Source organism: Segatella copri (assembly GCF_024330485.1).
In the GTDB taxonomy this organism is placed as follows: domain Bacteria; phylum Bacteroidota; class Bacteroidia; order Bacteroidales; family Bacteroidaceae; genus Prevotella; species Prevotella copri_L.
In genome coordinates this window covers 1-2,223 of record NZ_JANDWX010000081.1, presented here as the reverse complement: position 1 = coordinate 2,223, position 2,223 = coordinate 1, and the positions used below count along the sequence as shown (strand labels likewise).

Genomic DNA, 2,223 nt, shown 5'->3' with positions numbered 1-2,223 from the left:
GTAAGCGGCTCCGCATTTATACCATTGTAGTCTTCTCATTTGTTCGTACCTTTGCACCATAATTTTAAAATTACATGAATTATGACAGCAAACGAACGTTATGAGAAGGCTTGGGATTCCTTCTTGGTCTATCTGAACCGAAATCCCAAGGCCCAACTTACCCCTTTCTTGAAGGAAAGACATGTAAATCATCGCACCATGAAGAACTGGATGTGCGAAAAAGGATATTCTGTTTTGCGTGCCAAAAAGGAAATCCGCCAAGCCCAGGAGGCAGCCCGCAGAGAAAAAGCAGAAGCATCTGCATCAAGTACAGGCATGATGTTCGTGCCTATGGAACCTCCTACCATAGATCTTCCTATGGAAGACCTCCTTTATGGCATAAACATAACCTTTCCAAATGGAACTTTGGTTTCCGTTAAAAAAGGATGTGCCAAGTCTGTTATGGCGTTGATGAAACTTTATGAGAAGGAGGATGCAGTATGTTTGGATTGAATGAGAGTACCCAGTACTATGTCTGCCAGAGATACGTTCGAATGAACATGGGCATAAATGGTCTGTACCAGATTGTGAGGACGGAGATGGAGCTGCCGCCACTCGGTGGTGCCGTCTTCATCTTCTTCTCCAAGAACCGCCAGCAGGTAAAAATGCTCAAATGGGATGGCGATGGTTTCTTGCTGTACCAGAAGCGACTGGAGCGAGGAACCTTTGAATTGCCATTCTTTGACCCCAAGAACAAACAATGCAAAATGCCGTACAGGACACTATCGGCCATCATGAGCGGAATTTGCCTAAAAAGCATGAAATATAGAAAGAGACTCAATCTATAGTAGCGGTAGGAAAATATTAACATATTGTATATCAATAAAATAGCTAAAAATAATATATAAGAATACTTGCATATCTCGATATTTTTTCGTACCTTTGCACTATGACAAAGGACGAAATTATAGTACTTTTGAAGGAACAACTTCAGCTTGCCAACGAACAACTTCAGCAAGCTAATACTACAGTGAGTTCGCTGACCCTGCAGGTCAACGAACTCATTGAACGTATAAAGTCATTAGAAGAACTACTCATCCAGAAAGGAATCGCCATCGGCAAGGTGAATCGTCAGAACAAGGCACTCGGCAAGCTCGTTTCAGGCAAGAAGTCCGAACGTCAGGAGAAGAATCCACAAGACTCGATGACCCAGGAGGAATTTGACAAGAAGAAAGAAGAGCAGGCCGAAAAGAGAAAGGCACGCAAAAACAACGGTGCCAAGCGTGACATGCATTACGAGATGAAAGAGGTGCATGTTACGATAGATCCAGTCATGGATGCAGAGCTTTTGAAGACGTTGCGTCTCTTCGGAACTCGTACCTGTATACGTTACAGCATGGAACCCATCAAATTCATCAAGACCGTGTATCACATCAACACTTATACGGATGGAAGTATCATGTATCCGGGGAAAACTCCGCCGGCTCTGTTGTTGAATTCTTCCTATTCACCTTCCTTTGCAGCAGGTCTCCTGCAGATGCGATACATCTATTCCATGCCGGTAGAGCGAATTACCAAATACTTTGCCGACAATGGGTTTACGTTAAGGAAAGCCACGGCAAACAAACTGATTGCCAGAAGTGCCGATGTGCTGGAAAACTTCTATAAGGCTATCTGCCAAGTAGTGTTGCAGCAGGATTATGTCTCGGCAGACGAGACATACCATAAAGTGCTGTTAGCCAAGACAAAGCCTACGGACAAGGGGTCGAAGAAAGGCTACCTCTGGGCTGTAAGTGCGCCTAAACTGGGACTTGTCTTCTTCGTATATGAGGATGGTTCACGCTCTGAGCAGGTCATACTTAACGTATTCTCAGATTATAAAGGTACTATACAGAGTGATGCATATGCTCCTTACCGGAAACTGGAGTCGGATGCTTATCCGGACATCATGAGAATCGCCTGTCTGCAGCATGTCAAGAGAGACTTCGTCGACTGCGGCAAGGAAGACAAGGATGCTCAGGAAGTCGTAGATATCCTCAACAGATTTTATCGAGAAGACAAAAAACATAAGGCTGGGGTAAATGGATGGACCGTTGAAGACCATCTTGCCTATCGGCAGTCATACGCACCGGACATTTTACAGGATTTATTGGAGAAACTGGAGGAAATATCTTCCAGGAAGGATTTGCTGCCCAAGTCTACCTTGGCGCAGGCGGTCGGTTATGCCCTTAATGAATATAATGC

Annotated in this window: 3 protein-coding genes; all 3 read left to right on the top strand. The window is 44.5% G+C overall.

The window, feature by feature from the left end; translation table 11 throughout:
- Positions 1-81: 81 nt before the first annotated feature.
- Positions 82-492, top strand: coding sequence for a hypothetical protein (locus tag NNC77_RS16355; RefSeq protein ID WP_118189834.1), 411 nt, complete (start codon positions 82-84; stop codon positions 490-492).
- Positions 480-827 (top strand): IS66 family insertion sequence element accessory protein TnpB, encoded by a 348-nt coding sequence (gene tnpB / locus NNC77_RS16350; protein WP_118189835.1) that lies wholly within the window; start codon positions 480-482, stop codon positions 825-827. The genes NNC77_RS16355 and tnpB overlap by 13 nt, the downstream gene beginning before the upstream one ends.
- Before the next feature lie 101 nt (positions 828-928).
- Positions 929-2,223 (top strand): IS66 family transposase (locus tag NNC77_RS16345; RefSeq protein ID WP_254970856.1); only part of this gene is annotated, 1,295 nt, incomplete at its 3' end.

What these genes read in the sequence shown, in the direction of transcription:
- NNC77_RS16355 (WP_118189834.1), top strand. Translation starts at nt 82, where the DNA reads ATGACAGCAAACGAACGTTATGAGAAGGCTTGGGATTCCTTCTTGGTC.
- tnpB (WP_118189835.1), top strand. Translation starts at nt 480, where the DNA reads ATGTTTGGATTGAATGAGAGTACCCAGTACTATGTCTGCCAGAGATAC.